The sequence below is a fragment of the Pseudomonas sp. P9_2 genome, from assembly GCF_034008255.1.
Lineage (GTDB): Bacteria > Pseudomonadota > Gammaproteobacteria > Pseudomonadales > Pseudomonadaceae > Aquipseudomonas > Aquipseudomonas synxantha_A.
Genome location: NZ_CP125376.1, coordinates 3,694,906 through 3,709,527, shown reverse-complemented (window position 1 = coordinate 3,709,527; position 14,622 = coordinate 3,694,906). Strand labels below are relative to the sequence as shown.

Annotated in this window: 14 protein-coding genes and 1 riboswitch; of the genes, 7 read left to right on the top strand and 7 right to left on the bottom strand. The window is 62.1% G+C overall.

What is annotated here, in order from left to right; translation table 11 throughout:
- Nucleotides 1-170 precede the first annotated feature (170 nt).
- Nucleotides 171-2,186, bottom strand: a complete 2,016-nt coding sequence (gene uvrB, locus QMK52_RS16590; protein WP_005789781.1) for an excinuclease ABC subunit UvrB — start codon at nucleotides 2,184-2,186, stop codon at nucleotides 171-173.
- 343 nt (nucleotides 2,187-2,529) lie between these two features.
- Between uvrB and QMK52_RS16585 the strand changes: the two genes are divergently transcribed.
- Complete coding sequence (locus QMK52_RS16585; protein WP_194438777.1) at nucleotides 2,530-3,726, top strand: amino acid aminotransferase; 1,197 nt, start codon at nucleotides 2,530-2,532, stop codon at nucleotides 3,724-3,726.
- Between the two features lie 101 nt (nucleotides 3,727-3,827).
- Nucleotides 3,828-4,037 (top strand): hypothetical protein, encoded by a 210-nt coding sequence (locus tag QMK52_RS16580; RefSeq protein WP_005789784.1) that lies wholly within the window; start codon nucleotides 3,828-3,830, stop codon nucleotides 4,035-4,037.
- A gap of 106 nt (nucleotides 4,038-4,143) precedes the next feature.
- Here the strand turns inward: QMK52_RS16580 and ptrR are convergent, their stop codons facing one another.
- Nucleotides 4,144-5,016, bottom strand: coding sequence for a putrescine utilization regulator PtrR (gene ptrR, locus QMK52_RS16575; RefSeq protein ID WP_194438778.1), 873 nt, complete (start codon nucleotides 5,014-5,016; stop codon nucleotides 4,144-4,146).
- Between the two features lie 103 nt (nucleotides 5,017-5,119).
- On the opposite strand from ptrR, the gene QMK52_RS16570 reads away from it, so the two are divergent.
- Nucleotides 5,120-6,514, top strand: coding sequence for an aldehyde dehydrogenase family protein (locus QMK52_RS16570; protein ID WP_320403091.1), 1,395 nt, complete (start codon nucleotides 5,120-5,122; stop codon nucleotides 6,512-6,514).
- Nucleotides 6,515-6,531: 17 nt separating this feature from the next.
- On the opposite strand, the gene QMK52_RS16565 is transcribed toward QMK52_RS16570, so the two are convergent.
- Together QMK52_RS16565 and QMK52_RS16560 are read right to left on the bottom strand one after the other, a co-directional pair.
- On the bottom strand, nucleotides 6,532-6,837 hold the full coding sequence (locus QMK52_RS16565) for a protealysin inhibitor emfourin (protein ID WP_005789790.1): 306 nt from the start codon (nucleotides 6,835-6,837) through the stop codon (nucleotides 6,532-6,534).
- Between the two features lie 29 nt (nucleotides 6,838-6,866).
- On the bottom strand, nucleotides 6,867-7,928 hold the full coding sequence (locus QMK52_RS16560) for a M4 family metallopeptidase (protein WP_005789792.1): 1,062 nt from the start codon (nucleotides 7,926-7,928) through the stop codon (nucleotides 6,867-6,869).
- Between the two features lie 136 nt (nucleotides 7,929-8,064).
- Here QMK52_RS16560 and QMK52_RS16555 point away from each other — a divergent pair, with 136 nt between their 5' ends.
- From QMK52_RS16555 to QMK52_RS16540, 4 genes are all read left to right on the top strand, one after another.
- Complete coding sequence (locus QMK52_RS16555; protein ID WP_032803649.1) at nucleotides 8,065-8,994, top strand: DNA/RNA non-specific endonuclease; 930 nt, start codon at nucleotides 8,065-8,067, stop codon at nucleotides 8,992-8,994.
- Between the two features lie 22 nt (nucleotides 8,995-9,016).
- Nucleotides 9,017-9,211, top strand: a riboswitch (cobalamin riboswitch).
- A 114-nt stretch (nucleotides 9,212-9,325) separates the two neighbouring features.
- On the top strand, nucleotides 9,326-10,336 hold the full coding sequence (locus QMK52_RS16550) for an ABC transporter substrate-binding protein (RefSeq protein ID WP_005789796.1): 1,011 nt from the start codon (nucleotides 9,326-9,328) through the stop codon (nucleotides 10,334-10,336).
- Nucleotides 10,333-11,337, top strand: a complete 1,005-nt coding sequence (locus QMK52_RS16545) for a FecCD family ABC transporter permease (RefSeq protein WP_005789798.1) — start codon at nucleotides 10,333-10,335, stop codon at nucleotides 11,335-11,337. Before QMK52_RS16550 ends, QMK52_RS16545 begins: the two co-directional genes overlap by 4 nt.
- Nucleotides 11,334-12,098: an ABC transporter ATP-binding protein gene (locus QMK52_RS16540; RefSeq protein WP_005789799.1), complete on the top strand. Its 765-nt coding sequence runs from the start codon at nucleotides 11,334-11,336 to the stop codon at nucleotides 12,096-12,098. The genes QMK52_RS16545 and QMK52_RS16540 overlap by 4 nt, the downstream gene beginning before the upstream one ends.
- Before the next feature lie 583 nt (nucleotides 12,099-12,681).
- Here QMK52_RS16540 and QMK52_RS16535 read toward each other — a convergent pair.
- The 3 genes from QMK52_RS16535 to tspO are packed head-to-tail and all read right to left on the bottom strand — an operon-like array spanning nucleotide 12,682 to nucleotide 14,532.
- Nucleotides 12,682-13,173 (bottom strand): GNAT family N-acetyltransferase, encoded by a 492-nt coding sequence (locus tag QMK52_RS16535; RefSeq protein ID WP_005789801.1) that lies wholly within the window; start codon nucleotides 13,171-13,173, stop codon nucleotides 12,682-12,684.
- Nucleotides 13,163-14,092 (bottom strand): alpha/beta hydrolase, encoded by a 930-nt coding sequence (locus QMK52_RS16530; protein WP_194438780.1) that lies wholly within the window; start codon nucleotides 14,090-14,092, stop codon nucleotides 13,163-13,165. The genes QMK52_RS16535 and QMK52_RS16530 overlap by 11 nt, the downstream gene beginning before the upstream one ends.
- Nucleotides 14,092-14,532: a tryptophan-rich sensory protein TspO gene (tspO, locus tag QMK52_RS16525; protein WP_003192600.1), complete on the bottom strand. Its 441-nt coding sequence runs from the start codon at nucleotides 14,530-14,532 to the stop codon at nucleotides 14,092-14,094. Before tspO ends, QMK52_RS16530 begins: the two co-directional genes overlap by 1 nt.
- Between the last annotated feature and the right edge of the window lie 90 nt (nucleotides 14,533-14,622).

Here is a 14,622-nt window from a genome sequence, read left to right as displayed (position 1 = left end):
GCGATAAAACTGAAAATTGAAACAAGGGGCGAATGGTAACAGCCTGGGTGATTTCTGGAAAACCGAGGCGCGGCCATCGCAGGCAAGCCAGCTCCCACATTTTGACCGCGTTCACAGATCAATGTGGGAGCCAGGCTTGCCCGCGATGAGGCCAGCCCAATCAACGCAAATCAAACAGCCAACAGGCGCTCGCGCAACTTGCCAATCTCATCCCGCGTCTGCGCCGCCGCCTCGAACTCCAGGTCCCGCGCCAGTTGGTACATCTTCTCTTCCAACTGCCGAATCCGCTTGGTGATCTCACTCGGCGAGCGCAGTTCGTTCTCGTACTTGGCACTTTCCTCGGCAGCCTTGGCCATGCCCTTGCGCTTCTTGCTGCGCGAGCCGGGCACGGTAGCGCCTTCCATGATGTCGGCAACATCCTTGAACACGCCCTTGGGGGTGATGCCGTGTTCCAGGTTGAACGCAATCTGTTTGTCGCGACGCCGCTGGGTCTCGCCAATCGCCCGCTCCATGGAACCGGTGATGCGGTCCGCATACAGGATCGCCCGGCCATTGAGGTTACGCGCCGCCCGGCCGATGGTCTGGATCAACGAGCGCTCGGAGCGCAGGAAGCCCTCCTTGTCCGCATCCAGGATAGCCACCAGCGACACTTCGGGCATGTCCAGGCCCTCACGCAGCAGGTTGATCCCCACCAGCACATCGAAGGTCCCCAGGCGCAGGTCGCGGATGATCTCTACCCGCTCCACAGTGTCGATGTCCGAGTGCAGGTAGCGTACGCGCACGCCGTGGTCGGCCAGGTAGTCGGTCAAGTCTTCGGACATGCGCTTGGTCAATGTGGTAACCAGCACCCGCTCTTCCAGGGCCACACGCTTGTTGATCTCCGACAGCAGATCGTCAACCTGGGTCAGCGCCGGGCGGATTTCAATCTCCGGGTCCACCAGGCCAGTAGGTCGCACCAACTGCTCGATCACGCGACCAGCGTGCTCGGCTTCATAGTTGCCGGGCGTCGCCGATACGAAGATGGTCTGAGGGCTGATGGCCTCCCACTCGTCAAAGCGCATTGGCCGGTTGTCCAGCGCCGACGGCAGGCGGAAGCCGTACTCCACCAGGGTTTCCTTACGCGAGCGGTCGCCCTTATACATGGCCCCCACCTGCGGCACGCTGACGTGGGATTCGTCAATCACCAGCAAGGCGTCCGGCGGCAGGTAATCATAGAGGGTCGGTGGCGGCGCACCGGATTCGCGACCCGACAGGTAGCGCGAGTAGTTTTCGATGCCGTTGCAGTAGCCCAGCTCCAGGATCATTTCCAGGTCAAAACGGGTGCGCTGCTCAAGGCGCTGGGCTTCCACCAGCTTGTTGTTGGAACGCAGGTACTCCAGACGCTCGGCCAACTCGACCTTGATACCCTCGATGGCGCCCATCAGGGTTTCACGCGGGGTCACGTAGTGGCTTTTCGGGTAGAAGGTAAAGCGTGGCAGCTTGCGGATCACCTCTCCGGTCAACGGGTCGAAGGCCGACAGGCTTTCGACTTCGTCATCGAACAGCTCGATGCGGATCGCTTCCAGGTCGGATTCGGCCGGGTAGATGTCGATCACATCGCCGCGCACCCGGAAGGTGGCGCGGGCGAAGTCCATGTCGTTACGGGTGTACTGCAGGCTCGCCAGGCGGCGCAGCAGTTCGCGCTGGTCGAGTTTGTCGCCACGGTCAACGTGCAGCACCATTTTCAGGTAGGTTTCGGGGCTGCCCAGGCCGTAGATGCACGACACCGTGGTGACGATGATCGCGTCCTTGCGCTCCAGCAACGCCTTGGTCGCCGACAGGCGCATCTGTTCGATATGGTCGTTGATCGATGCATCCTTCTCGATAAAGGTATCGGAGGACGGCACGTAGGCTTCGGGCTGGTAGTAGTCGTAGTAGGAAACGAAGTACTCAACCGCGTTGTTGGGGAAGAACGCCTTGAACTCGCCGTAAAGCTGCGCGGCCAGGGTTTTGTTCGGCGCCAGCACCAGGGTCGGGCGGTTGGTCTGGGCGATCACGTTGGCGATGCTGAAGGTCTTGCCGGAACCGGTCACCCCAAGCAGCGTCTGGTGCGCCAGGCCGGCTTCGATGCCTTCGACCATCTGGCGAATGGCTTCCGGTTGATCGCCGGCGGGTTCAAAACGGGTAACGAGCTGGAAATCCGACATAACGTACCTCGTGAAGTCACCCCAGACTCGACACCGCCAGGGACGAAATAGCTCAGCAACCCGCGAATAATCATCGCAGGTTGCAGGAAAAAACCATGATAGCTGTAGAAGTGGTGGCGAATGTGACGGGTTTCAAGGCTGACGTCCTACATGTCCTTTCCCTTCAAGGTTGCAATAAGACTAACGGTCAGCAAATAAACCGAAAAACTTGGCCGAAAAGCCATTTCGGCTGTCGCCCTGCGCGGTGATGGCCTCTATACTAGCTCCCCGTTTGTGCACCGCTCTAGTGCATTCGGCTGGAGCGCGACACGTCCCTCCCTTCCCCCATAGAGCTGCCGCAAAAATGAGCCTGTTCTCCGCTGTCGAAATGGCACCACGCGATCCTATCCTGGGCCTCAACGAAGCATTCAACGCCGATACACGAACCACCAAGGTCAACCTTGGCGTGGGCGTTTACTGCAACGAGGAGGGGAAAATTCCACTCTTGCGTGCCGTTGCCGAAGCGGAAGCCATTCGCGTGGCGCAACACGCCGCCCGTGGCTACTTGCCGATCGACGGTATCGTGGCCTACGACCAAGCGGTGCAAAAGCTGTTGTTCGGCGCTGAGTCCCCGCTGCTGAGCGCTGGCCGAGTCATCACCGCGCAAGCCGTGGGCGGTACCGGCGCACTGAAAATCGGCGCTGACTTCCTCAAGCAACTGCTGCCCAATGCCGTCGTCGCCATCAGTGATCCGAGCTGGGAAAACCACCAGGCCCTGTTCGAAAAAGCCGGTTTCCCGGTGCAGACCTACCGTTACTACGACGCGGCCACCCACGACGTGAACCGTGCCGGCCTGCTCGAAGACCTCAACGCCCTGCCGCCACAGTCCATCGTGGTGCTGCACGCCTGCTGCCACAACCCGACCGGCGTCGACCTGAGTCCGGCCGACTGGCAAGACGTGCTGGAGGTGGTCAAGGCGAAAAACCTGGTGCCGTTCCTCGACATGGCCTACCAGGGCTTTGGCGACGGTATCGACGAAGACGCCGCCGCAGTGCGCCTGTTCGCTGAGTCGGGCCTGACCTTCTTTGTGTCCAGCTCGTTCTCCAAGTCGTTCTCGCTGTATGGCGAGCGAGTAGGCGCGCTGTCGATCGTCAGCGAGTCCAAGGAAGAAAGCGCGCGCATCCTGTCCCAGGTCAAGCGTGTGATCCGCACCAACTACTCCAACCCGCCCACCCACGGCGCAGCCATCGTTGCCGCAGTGTTGAACAACCCTGAGCTGCGCGCTCAGTGGGAAGCCGAGTTGGCCGAAATGCGCCTGCGCATCCGCGGTATGCGCGAGCAGATGGTGGCCGAGCTGGCCAAGGCTGCGCCAGGTCACGACTTCAGCTTCGTCGGTCGCCAGCGCGGGATGTTCTCCTACTCCGGCCTGACAATTGAGCAAGTCACACGCCTGCGTACCGAGTTTGGCATCTATGCACTGGACACCGGGCGTATCTGTGTGGCGGCGCTGAACCAGTCGAACATTGGTGCGGTGACCAAGGCGATTGTCGAGGTGCTGTAAGCCGGCAAGCGTTAGACGAAGGGGGAAGCCATTGGCTTCCCCCTTTTTATTGGCGAACACACTAGACTGAACGCCGACTGCCTCCTTGCTGCGAGAACCCTATGAGAAACGATGACCTGGACCTGCGCGCCGACCGCGACGAATTGCACGACTACGCCCCACGCGCACCGCAAGCCAAGCGCCAGAAAAGTTTGGTGCTGCAAGTGGCGTTAGGTGTATTTCTTGGAGGGTTGGCTTTATGGCTGGTGCAACTGGGTGCAACGGCGATCATGGCCAAACTGGCGATGGGCACCCTGCAATTTGGCGGCTGATGTAAGACACCTGTGGGAGCTGGCTTGCCTGCGATAGCGGTGTGTCATTCAATGAATCTTTAACTGAACCGCCGCTATCGCAGGCAAGCCAGCTCCCACATTTGATCTACGGTGCTGGTAGATTGCGTTCTTCCAGCAGTTTTACAAAGCTGTTCAAACTCTGCGATACCGTGCCCCGCCGCCAGATCAGCCAGGTATTCAAGATACGGAATGTGTCGGGCAGCGGCCACACGCTCACCGCCGCACACCCCGGCATACTCTCCAGCATACTGCGCGGCATCAGCGCCAGCCCGGCCCCGGCGCTGACACAGGCCAACATGCCATGGTACGACTCGATCTCGAAGATCTTGCCCGGCACCGCGCCATCCTGTGAAAACCAGCGTTCAAAGTGATGCCGGTACGAGCAGTTCGAGCGAAACGTATAAATGTTCTCGCCATTCACATCCTGCCCCCGGCTGATCGGCGCGTGATGCAGCGGCGCGATCACCACCATCTCCTCCTCAAACACCGCCACACCCTCCAGCGTGGAGTGCAGCACCGGGCCATCGACAAAGGCCGCCGTCAGCCGGCCCGACAGTACGCCTTCGATCATGGTGCCCGAGGGGCCCGTACTCAGGTCCAACTCCACCTTGGTGTATTGCTGGTTATACGCCGCTAGTAACGCCGGGATACGCACCGCCGCCGTGCTCTCCAGCGAGCCCAGGGCAAACGCACCTTGGGGCTCCTCCCCCGCCACCGTGGCGCGGGCTTCTTGCACCAGGTCGAGAATGCGCCGCGTATAGCCGAGGAAATTCCACCCGGCGGGGGACAAACGCAAGCGACTCTTCTCACGGATGAATAACTCCACGCCCAAATCCTGCTCCAGTTGCTTGATGCGCGTGGTGAGGTTCGACGGCACCCGATGAATCAACTGCGCGGCGGCGCTGATGCTGCCTTGTTCGGCAACGGCCTTGAAGATTTCCAGCTGCACCAGATCCAAGTCATTCTCCATTCATGAACGTATTGCTTAATATTATTCAGTTTCCAGAAAAGATACAGCCCCGTACGCTGGCCATCATTCACTCTTTCAGCCGGACGGTGCCATGAACAACGCTATTTCCCACCAGACCCACGCCTTGTCGATCAACCCCGCCAACGGTGAAACCGTTGCCAGCTACCCCTATGAAAGCGCAGCACAACTGGATGCCGCCCTCACCCGCGCGACCGATGCCTTCCGTACCTGGCGCCACACCCCGGTGAACCAGCGTGCCGACTATCTGCTAGCCCTGGCTGCCGCCCTGCGTGAGCAAGCTGAAGACATGGCGCAGATGATCACCCTGGAAATGGGCAAGCCTATCGCCCAGGCCCGCGCCGAGATTGAAAAATGCGCCCAGCTCAGCGAGTGGTACGCCGCCCACGGCCCGGCCATGCTCGCCCCGGAACCTACCTTGGTGGACAACGGCAGCGCCCGGATCGAATACCGCCCACTGGGCCCGATTCTCGCGGTGATGCCGTGGAACTTCCCGGTGTGGCAAGTGCTGCGCGGCGCCGTGCCGACCCTGCTCGCCGGCAACACCTATGTACTCAAACATGCGCCCAACGTAATGGGCAGCGCCTACCTGATCCAGCAAGCGCTGCGCAAAGCCGGTTTTGCCGAAGGCGTGTTTGAAGTGATCAACGTGACCCAGGACGGCGTGTCCACCGCCATCGCCGACCCGCGCATCGCCGCCGTGACGCTCACCGGCAGCGTGCGCGCCGGTATCGCCATCGGCTCACAGGCCGGGGCCGCGTTGAAAAAATGCGTGCTGGAACTGGGCGGCTCCGACCCGTTTATCGTGCTCAACGACGCCGACCTCGACGCCGCCGTACAAGCTGCCGTCATCGGCCGCTTCCAGAACAGCGGCCAGGTCTGCGCCGCCGCCAAGCGCTTGATCATCGAAGCGGGCGTGGTTGAAGCCTTCACTGCCAAATTCCTGGAAGCCAGCCGCGCCCTGGTGATGGGCGAACCCACCTCGACCGCCACCTATATCGGCCCCATGGCGCGTTTTGATCTGCGTGACGAACTGCACGGCCAGGTCCAGGCGACCCTGGAAGAAGGCGCCAGGCTGCTGTTGGGTGGCCATAAAGTCGCGGGCGCGAGCAATTACTACGAACCGACCGTCCTGGCCGACGTCACCGACCAAATGACGTCGTTCAAACAGGAACTGTTCGGCCCCGTGGCGTCGATCATCACCGCCCGCGACGCCGAGCACGCCGTGGCCCTGGCCAACGACAGCGAGTTCGGCCTGACGGCCAGCATCTTCACGGCCGACGCGGCAAAGGCGCGAGCGATTGCCGACCAGCTGGAAACCGGCGGGGTCTTCGTCAACGCGTTCAGCGTGTCGGACCCTCGGGTGGCGTTTGGCGGCGTGAAAAAAAGCGGGTTCGGCCGCGAGCTGTCGCACTTCGGTGTACGCGAGTTCTGCAATGCCCAGACGGTGTGGCTGGATCGTAAGTAGCCTGCCAGCCTTGGCGCTCAACAATTAATATGTCGTCGCACGCACTGCACCAAACCATCCAGGGCCTGGGGTTTTACCGGCGCGAGCACACAGACCGTGTGCTCGCGCGCTCCCTCCGTCACTGTCAGGGTGTAATGCACCTGGCCGGGGTTGCCTGGTTCAGGGCGAGTGCTTTGCGGCAACCGAAAGAAACCCGAGTCTTCGATCAGTTGCCGCAGCTCCTGCTGGTCCTGCTCGGGCAACGCGTCCAGTTCGACGCTGCGCGGTTTGGCCAACCCTGGAAAAAACGCCGCCCCGCCGCTTTCCTTGATTGAAATTCGCATGGCTGTTCCTCGCCGCACAGGCGGCTTCGTCAAACGTTAATGCCCACCGCTTTCCAGCCTGCCTTGACCGCCTTCTGCTCATCCTTGTTTACGCCATAAAGCTGACCGGCAATATCATGGGTGATACGCGCAAAACGCAAAAAGCCGGAATTGGGCCGCAGCCGCGAATCGCGCAGTGCGTCATACCAGATCCGCCCTGCACGCTCCCAGGCGAACCCGCCAATCTTGGTGGCCACCTGATAGAACGCGTGGTTGGGAATGCCGGAATTGATATGCACGCCACCATTGTCCTCGTAGGTTTGCACAAAATCATCCATATGCCCCGGCTGCGGGTCTTTGCCCAGCAGCTTGTCATCAAAGGCGGTGCCCGGGGCTTTCATCGAACGCAGAGCGGTGCCTTTGATCTTTTTGGTAAACAGCCCCTTGCCGATCAACCAGTCGGCGTCCTCGGCCGTTTGCTTCAGCGCGTACTGCTTGATCAACGAACCGAATACATCCGACAGCGACTCGTTCAGCGCGCCGGACTGGTTGAAGTACATCAGCTTGGCCTCATCCTCGGTCACGCCATGGGCCAACTCATGGCCAATGACGTCGAGCGCCACGGTGAAGCGGTTGAACAACTGCTGGTCGCCATCGCCGAACACCATCTGGGTCGAATTCCAGAACGCGTTGTTGTAGTCCTGGCCGAAGTGCACCGTGGCGTCCAGCGCCATGCCCGCATCGTCGATGGAGTTGCGGTCGAATACCTGGTCAAAAAAATCGAAGGTGGCGCCCAGGCCGTCATAGGCTTCGTCTACTGCGGCATCGCCACTGGCGGGCTGCCCTTCGCCGCGAATCAGCTTGCCAGGCAGGCTGTCGGTGTTTTCGGCGCTGTAGATCGAGCGCTGTTTCTCGGCGCCCACGGCCAGCGCCATGCGGGCCGGGCCCTTGGCGGGTACCGCGACCATACGCAACGAGCGGAACGTGCTGTCCTTGGCGCGCGTGCGTAATGCGACCTCCCGCTGGGCTTTATCCCCGTGGCGGGCGATCTGGTCGAGCATGTACGGTGGGATCAGGCAGAAAATCGGGTTGCGCGGTTGGCGAACACACATGAGCTGGCTCCTTTTTGGCGTGTGATGAACGTCCGGGTAACGGTTTTCAGGATAGCCCTGTGTTCGCCACCTGGGCCAAATTGTCATGAGTTTGTGTTTCAGTGGTGTTTATCCGAGGCCCATAAGGAACATGCCCATGCCCGCCCGCACAGCCAAAATCGACCTTTCCCACCGCCCAAGGCTCGCCGACCTGCGCCCATTGGTCGCAGCCAGCCCCAGCCTGCTGGAAGCCAGAACCGCGACGCCGCGTGTCACAGCGGCCAAGGACTTCAAAAACCGCGCGGGCTATGCCGACGATTTCCTCAGCGACTTCGTGGTGCCATGGCCCACGGTTGGCGAGCCGCTGGCAAGCGACGTGCAACCCAAGCGTCTGGACTACACGCATTTCTCCATCACCATGTCGCGCTCCCGGCGATTGGCGCTCTACGTGGGGGTCAATATCGACGGCGCCAAGCATGTGGACATCACGCGCAGCAACGACGCCTGGGCCTACGATGGCCGCCTGCCTCTGGACGCCCAAGCAGGTGAAGACCTCTATGCCGGCAATGGCCTGGACCGCGGCCACCTGGTACGGCGCCAGGACCCCAACTGGGGCGACGAGGCGAACACCGCCAACTTCGACACCTTTCACTTCACCAACTGCTCGCCCCAGATGAGCGGCTTCAACCAGAAGACCTGGCTGGAACTCGAAGACTACATTCTCGACAACACCCAGCGCTGGAAAGCCCGCGCCACGGTATTTACCGGGCCAGTGTTCGCCGATGACGACCGACTTTACCGTGGCGTAAAAATCCCCAGGGCGTTCTGGAAAGTAGTGGCCTACCTCAGCGACGATGGCAAACCGTCCGCCAGCGCCTACATGATTGACCAAAGCCGCGAGCTGGGCCAACTCGACCTGGTATTCGGCCCGCTTCGCACCTACCAGCGCAGTGTGATTGCGATCGAACAACTGACCGGCATCCGCTTCGCCAACCTGGCCGACTACGACGGGTTCAGCAACGAAGAGCGCGCCACAGGCACCCGGATCGAAGCGCTGATCCGCGGGCCGCAAGATATTCGACTCTGATTCGCGCCTACAGGGTGTGATCGCTTACCATATCGCCGCCGGTTCCCGTATGGGACTAACAGGGAATTCGAAACGCCGCACGCGACGTGAACCGAAACTGCCCCCGCAACTGTAGATGCCGAGCCTGCTCCCCACTGCCACTGGACCGCGTCCGGGAAGGCGGGAGCAAGGCGACGACGCATCAGTCAGGAGACCTGCCGGCCCAGCTAATTCACTAACCGGCGGGGTGTCCGGGAAGGACATCCTGGCCCTGCCCATCAGCAGCGTCCATGGGCGTATTTCCGAGCCGTACCTCCCCTGCTGCACCTACGGTTCACAAGGAGATCGCCTCATGCTGCCACGCGTTACCGCCCTGATCGCAGGCTTGGGTATGTGTGCCCTGGCGCAAGCCGCGCCCACTCAGTACCCGTTGACCGTGCAAAACTGCGGCAGCACCCTGACCTTCCAGCACGCCCCCGCCCGCAGCGTGACCATCGGCCAGGCTGCCACCGAGATGCTCTACGCCCTGGGCGTGGGCGACAAGGTGGTCGGCACTTCGCTGTGGTTCAACAACGTGGCGGCGCAGTACAAGGCCCAGGACGACCGCATCGAGCGCCTGGCCAACAACGAGCCAAGCTTCGAAGCCGTACTCGCCAAGCGCCCGCAACTGGTGGCCGCCGAGCTGGAATGGGTGGTGGGCCCCCAAGGCGTGGTCGGCACCCGTGAGCAGTTTCATGAACTGAAGATCCCCACCTACCTGTTGCCGTCCGACTGCGAAGGCAAGGACAACCTGGTGGGCGCCGATGGCACCCGGTTGGAGCCCTTTCGCATCGAGACGATCTACCAGAGCCTCCAGCAACTGGCACAGATATTCGACGTACAGGATCGCGGCCAACAACTGGCCGACGAACTCAAGGCGCGCCTGGCCAAATCCGTCGCTACGGCGCAGGGCAAAGGCTTGAAGCAGGCCAGCGCACTGGTGTGGTTCTCCAGCGCCGAAATGGCCAGCGACCCTTACGTAGCCGGCCATAAGGGCGTGCCGCAATTCATGCTGCAAACCCTAGGCCTGCGTAACGTCGTGCAGTCCGATGAAGAGTGGCCCGCCGTGGGCTGGGAAACCATCGCCAAGGCCAACCCCACCTTCCTGGTGATCGCTCGCATGGACCGCCGCCGCTACCCGGCCGACGACCATGAAAAGAAACTCGCCTTCCTGCGCAGCGACCCCGTGACCCGCAACATGGACGCGGTCAAGAACAACCGTATCATCATCCTCGACGCCCTGGCGTTGCAGGCGAGCCTGCGCACCTTCGAAGGCCTTGAACAACTGGCCGCCGCCATCGACGGCTACGACCTGGGCCAATGATGCGCAGCCTACTCGCCCTGGCGTTGCTGCTGCTCGCCCTGCTCGCTGGCGTCGCCATCGGTGAAACCGCCATCGAACCGCAGGTGGTGCTGCAGGTGCTCGCCAATAAACTCTGGGGCGCGGGCTTCGTGCTGGACCCCATCGACGAAGGCGTGGTGTGGAACTATCGGCTCACCCGGGCCCTGGTGGCCGCAGCCTGCGGCGCAGGGTTGGCAACGTGCGGCGTGATCCTGCAATCGCTGCTGCGTAACCCGCTGGCCGATCCGTACCTGCTGGGCATCAGCGCCGGCGCGTCAACCGGCGCGGTACTCGTTGCCTTGATTGGCGTGGGCGGTGGCCTGGTGTCGTTATCGGCCGGCGCGTTTGTGGGGGCGATGGCGGCGTTTGCGCTGGTGACGCTGCTGGCGCGGGCCAGCGGTTCGTCCAGCGGTACCGGGCAGATCATCCTCGCAGGCATCGCCGGCTCGCAGTTGTTCAATGCTTTGACCGCGTTCCTGATCACCAAGTCGGCCAGCTCCGAACAGGCCCGCGGCATTATGTTCTGGCTGCTGGGCAACCTCAGCGGCGTGCGCTGGCCGTCGGTGTGGTTGGCGGTGCCGGTGGCGGTCGTGGGGCTCGCGGTGTGCCTGTGGCACCGGCGCGCACTGGATGCGTTTACCTTCGGCAGCGACTCGGCGGCCTCCCTCGGCATCCCCGTACGCCGCGTGCAATTTGTGCTGGTGGCCTGCGCTGCGCTGGTGACGGCGGTGATGGTGTCCATCGTCGGCTCCATCGGGTTTGTCGGCTTGGTGATTCCCCATGCGGTGCGCCTGTTGCTTGGCACCGGGCATTCGCGCTTGTTGCCGGCCAGCGCCTTGGGTGGCGCGCTGTTTTTGATCGCTGCGGACGTGCTGTCGCGCACCCTGATCAAGGGCCAGGTGATTCCGGTAGGTGTGGTGACCGCATTGGTGGGCGCGCCGGTGTTTGCGCTGATCCTGATTGGCCGGAGGAATGCGCGATGAGCGTGCTCAGTTGCAGCGGCCTGGGCTTCAAAGTGCGTGAGGCGCAGTTGCTGCGCGACATTGACCTGGACGTGCAGTTGGGTGAAACCCTCGGGATCGTCGGGCCCAATGGTTCAGGCAAATCCACCCTGCTCAAATTGCTGGCTGGATTACGTGTGCCGGCCAGCGGCGATGTTCGCCTGGGTGGCAAGCCGCTCGGTGAGTTGTCGCGCCGCACCATCGCGCAACAGCTGGCGGTGGTGGAGCAACAGGCCGACACCGACGACGCCATCCGCGTGTTCGACGCCGTGGCCCTGGGCCGCACGCCGTGGCTGTCTGCGTTGAGCCCGTGGTCGCGTGAAGACGATGCCATCGTGCACCAGGCCCTGCACGACGTAGATGCTACCCACCTGAGCCAACGCGCCTGGCGCAGCCTCTCTGGCGGCGAACGCCAGCGCGTACACATCGCCCGCGCCCTGGCGCAACGGCCGCAGATTTTGTTGCTGGACGAGCCGACCAATCACCTTGATATCCAGCATCAACTGGCGATCCTCAAAGGCGTGCAAGGCTTGCCGGTGACGACCTTGATTGCCCTGCATGATCTGAATCAGGCGCTGACCTGTGATCGCCTGGCCGTACTGGATCGCGGAGAACTGGTGGCGCTGGGCGCACCGCTGGAGGTGCTGACGCCACAGCGCTTGCAGGAGACATTCGGGGTGCAGGGGCATTACCTGACGGACCCGTTCGACGGTGCGCAGATCCTGCGCCTGCGCTCCAACTGAAACCGTGGGTTGTAACAGCGGACGGTAACCACGATGCGAAGCGAGTCGCTCTTGATCTGCTTTTGATCTTAGGCGCCCCGTTAAACCACGCTGGCCGGAATTCGACAGGGATTTGGGGGGTAAACCGGCAGGGATGCCGGTTTAGCCGCCCCGCGCCATGGATGGCGCGTGGCGGCGGCCCCCCAAATCCCTGTCGGATTACGGGCACACCGAGCCTAAGCGAGGTGCCGAGTGGTGGGGCAAGAGCGTTTTGCTTACTTTTGCGCTTTTCAAAAGTGAGCCGCCGTCAGGGCGGAACCCTAAGTGGCCGTTACCTAAATAACGGATATGTACGCGGTCAAATCCAACATCCCGGTCGGCTGTCAGGCCGTCTTCGCAGGCAAGCCAGCTCCCACATTTGGATCGCGCTGCGTCAGTTAGAACAGCGCCGGCTATCCGGTCGTCACGGGAGCAAGCTCCCTCGCCACAGGTCCAGCGTCGCACCAAAGTTGTGTAGATACCTATGCCCCGATGAGGGAGTGTCAGCAAATACATCGGTGACTGGCCCACTGCCATCGGGGGCAAGCCCCCTCCCACATTGGTTCTACAGAAGTCGGTGCATATGGGTTGTCTGCCATATCGGGTCGGCCTCGACATCCACCACTTCGAACCCCTGCCGCCGCCAGAAATCAATCGCGCCGGGCAGAAACGGATGGGTGTGCAAGTACATCACCTCCACGCCATCCGCCCGCGCCAGCGCCTCCAGCGAGCGGTACAACCGGCCCGCCAGGCCCAGGCGGCGCACTGCCGGGAGCACATACAGGCGCACCACTTCCACCGTCTTGCGCCCCTGGTAGTTCAACTGTGGGAAGCGGCCGTCGTAGGGCCGATAAGCCACTGCGGCAACGATTCGACCTTCGGCACGGGCAATCAAAAACCGCCCGCCGCCCTCAAGGTAGATGGCTTCAAACTGCGCCAGATCCTGGGGTACTCCGGTGGCACTGAGCGTTGGAAACAGTTCATCCCGCGCCTGCAAAGCGAAACTCAGCACCTGGGGAATGTCAGCGGCCTGCACCGCCTCGATACTAACGCTCATCGCCAAGGATCCGAGCCGTTATCCACTGGCGAGCGTAAGCCAACACGCGATCGGCCATCGCCACCGGAAAATGAATAAACCCATGGGCCGCTTCCGGCAGTAGATGGGCCTCAACCGCCGCCCATCGCTCGGCGATAAGCAGGGTGTCATCCTTGAGCGGGTCCAATTCGCCCACGAACATCAGCGCTGGCGGCAGCCCCTCAAAGTCCCCATACAAGGGCGACAACGGTGGCTGCCGGCGCGCCTCGTCGCTGATCCCCGGCGTCAGCAGGCGCAGCGCCTGGACCATGCCCGGACCATCCAGCAACAAGGTGCCCGGCCCGGCCATGCGCACACTGGGCGTGCCGGTCAAATCGTAGACGCCGTAATACAACACCGCGCCGCTTACCCGCTGGAGCAACTCGGGCCATTGCTTGAGCGCCAACAAGGTGGCCGCCGCCAGGTGCCCGCCGGCCGATTCACCGACGAAAAACACCGGCAGGCCGGCAAACTCCGGGCAGTCCGCCAGGAGCCAGCGCGCAGCCGTCAGGCAGTCGTCCAGCAACCCTTCGATCGGCGTATCCACCGCCAGCCGATAATCCACCGACACCACCGCCACGTCGCACGCGTTGACCATGCCGAGGTTAAGGTCGTCATCCATTTGCGCATTGCCGATCACCCAGCCACCGCCGTGGATATCCAGCACCACGCCTTTGGGCTTGCCACTGGGGCGCAAGATGCGCACGGGCACCGTGCCCAGCCTTTTCAGCTCAACCACGGGCGCCTTCTTGAACGTCTGGCTGGCGCGTAGCAGTGCCTGGATCATGCGCGGCGTCACGCGGTTGCGGACTTTAAAGCGCGGCATCCACGCCAGTTTCTGATTGAAGCGGCGCATCTGGGCCAGTTCGGGCTCGCTGGCGGGCCAATGCTGGTAAGCCATCAGCGATTATTACGCAGGATCGAGAAGTTCAACGCCGCAGCCACGCATAGCCACGCCAGATACGGGAACAGGATCAGCCCGGTAATCAAATCCAGGCGCACGGCCAGCACCACCATCGCTGCCACGGTGAGCCACAAGAGCACGATAATCACCATCCCGGCGAACAACCGATGAGCACCGAAGAACACCGGCGTCCACAGCGTGTTCAATGCAATCTGCGCCGCCCACAAGGCCAACACCATTTCGCTGCCGGGGATCAGGGTCAAGCGGTAACCGGCCCAGGCCAACAGCAGGTAGATGATCGTCCATGCCACCGGGAACAGCCAATTGGGCGGGGTAAAGCTGGGCTTGACCAGGGATTCGTACCAGGCACCGGGTTTGAAGATCACACCGGTACTGGCGGCGGCGGCGCAGGCGAGCAGGAAGATGAAAAAGGTCATGGTCGGTCCTTGAGGTCCTGTGGATGGAAAAACAATGCACTGCTTTGAGTGACTCAAGCAACCGCGGATAAATTCAATGGGAGCAGCAAA

Bases quoted from the DNA above. Each gene is read 5' to 3' on its own strand.
- tspO (WP_003192600.1), bottom strand. From the start codon at position 14,532: ATGACCTTTTTCATCTTCCTGCTCGCCTGCGCCGCCGCCGCCAGTACC.
- QMK52_RS16530 (WP_194438780.1), bottom strand. From the start codon at position 14,092: ATGGCTTACCAGCATTGGCCCGCCAGCGAGCCCGAACTGGCCCAGATG.
- QMK52_RS16550 (WP_005789796.1), top strand. From the start codon at position 9,326: ATGCTGCCACGCGTTACCGCCCTGATCGCAGGCTTGGGTATGTGTGCC.
- QMK52_RS16580 (WP_005789784.1), top strand. From the start codon at position 3,828: ATGAGAAACGATGACCTGGACCTGCGCGCCGACCGCGACGAATTGCAC.
- QMK52_RS16545 (WP_005789798.1), top strand. From the start codon at position 10,333: ATGATGCGCAGCCTACTCGCCCTGGCGTTGCTGCTGCTCGCCCTGCTC.
- QMK52_RS16555 (WP_032803649.1), top strand. From the start codon at position 8,065: ATGCCCGCCCGCACAGCCAAAATCGACCTTTCCCACCGCCCAAGGCTC.
- QMK52_RS16570 (WP_320403091.1), top strand. From the start codon at position 5,120: ATGAACAACGCTATTTCCCACCAGACCCACGCCTTGTCGATCAACCCC.
- QMK52_RS16585 (WP_194438777.1), top strand. From the start codon at position 2,530: ATGAGCCTGTTCTCCGCTGTCGAAATGGCACCACGCGATCCTATCCTG.
- QMK52_RS16535 (WP_005789801.1), bottom strand. From the start codon at position 13,173: ATGAGCGTTAGTATCGAGGCGGTGCAGGCCGCTGACATTCCCCAGGTG.
- QMK52_RS16565 (WP_005789790.1), bottom strand. From the start codon at position 6,837: ATGCGAATTTCAATCAAGGAAAGCGGCGGGGCGGCGTTTTTTCCAGGG.
- QMK52_RS16560 (WP_005789792.1), bottom strand. From the start codon at position 7,928: ATGTGTGTTCGCCAACCGCGCAACCCGATTTTCTGCCTGATCCCACCG.
- uvrB (WP_005789781.1), bottom strand. From the start codon at position 2,186: ATGTCGGATTTCCAGCTCGTTACCCGTTTTGAACCCGCCGGCGATCAA.
- QMK52_RS16540 (WP_005789799.1), top strand. From the start codon at position 11,334: ATGAGCGTGCTCAGTTGCAGCGGCCTGGGCTTCAAAGTGCGTGAGGCG.